Source organism: Pantoea sp. ANP04, from assembly GCF_041982285.1.
GTDB classification, from domain to species: domain Bacteria; phylum Pseudomonadota; class Gammaproteobacteria; order Enterobacterales; family Enterobacteriaceae; genus Pantoea; species Pantoea eucalypti.
The window spans coordinates 1-823 of record NZ_JAUTYS010000041.1; the positions used below are offsets into that span (position 1 = coordinate 1).

General features: G+C 63.5%; 1 protein-coding gene. It reads right to left on the bottom strand.

The window, feature by feature from the left end:
- On the bottom strand, positions 1-490 hold a 490-nt coding region (locus tag Q7C21_RS22165; RefSeq protein ID WP_375151110.1), incomplete at its 3' end, for a type VI secretion system Vgr family protein.
- Positions 491-823: the final 333 nt, after the last annotated feature.

The window sequence follows — 823 nt, forward strand, 5'->3', positions numbered from 1 at the left end:
GTTCCATCAGCCGGCTGACGAAGTCGAAGCTGGTCTCGCGGTACTGCACGCAGTATTCCCACTCCCGATAGGGACGGCTCAGGGCGTCTTCGAAATCGGAAAAGCCCAGGTCGCGAAACACCTGCTTGATGATCTGCGGGATGCTCAGGTGCTGGAAAATCCGGCAGTCGGAGGTGCGGCTGAGCAGCCACAGCCAGGGGCGCAGGGTCACCTGGTAACTGGCGAACTGGCCGCTGTCGACGTTCTGGCTGCAGCGGGCCACGATGCCGTGGAAATAGCGCTGGCTGCCGTCGTCCAACTGCACGCTCAGGCCCATGGGTTTGCCCAGCAGCTGGTTGAGGTCGATGTTGGCGTCGCTGGAAGTCAGCTGCAGCTGGTAATCGAACAAGCGCCCCAGCTCTTCGCCGCCGCCCATGCTGTTGAGCAGCAGGACGTCCGGTCCCAGTGGGCAATTGACCTGTGCCAGTCGTGTGGATTGCTGAAATAGCATCGTCAGTCTCGTTGAATGCGTGGTGTGCCTGAACACTGCGTCCGGCGCGCTCCCTGTAGCCGCTGCCGAAGGCTGCGACCGACTCCGTAGGAGGCGCAGCCCTTGAGGGCCTTCGGGCCCTCAAGCACGCACCCAGCCCGCGGCAGCGGCTACCGGCCTTGTGTCGGGTACCGGGCTCCAGGTTTGAGGAGCCCGCTTTTTTTGCACACCGCCGTAGATCCAGGAAGGCCACGATGTCGGACGCTCAAGTCGCAACTCCCCCGCAGGACGTATTGGACAAGGCCGTCGCCGAAGGCGGCGCCTATGAGGTGCTGCACAAGCGCCTGCTGGACC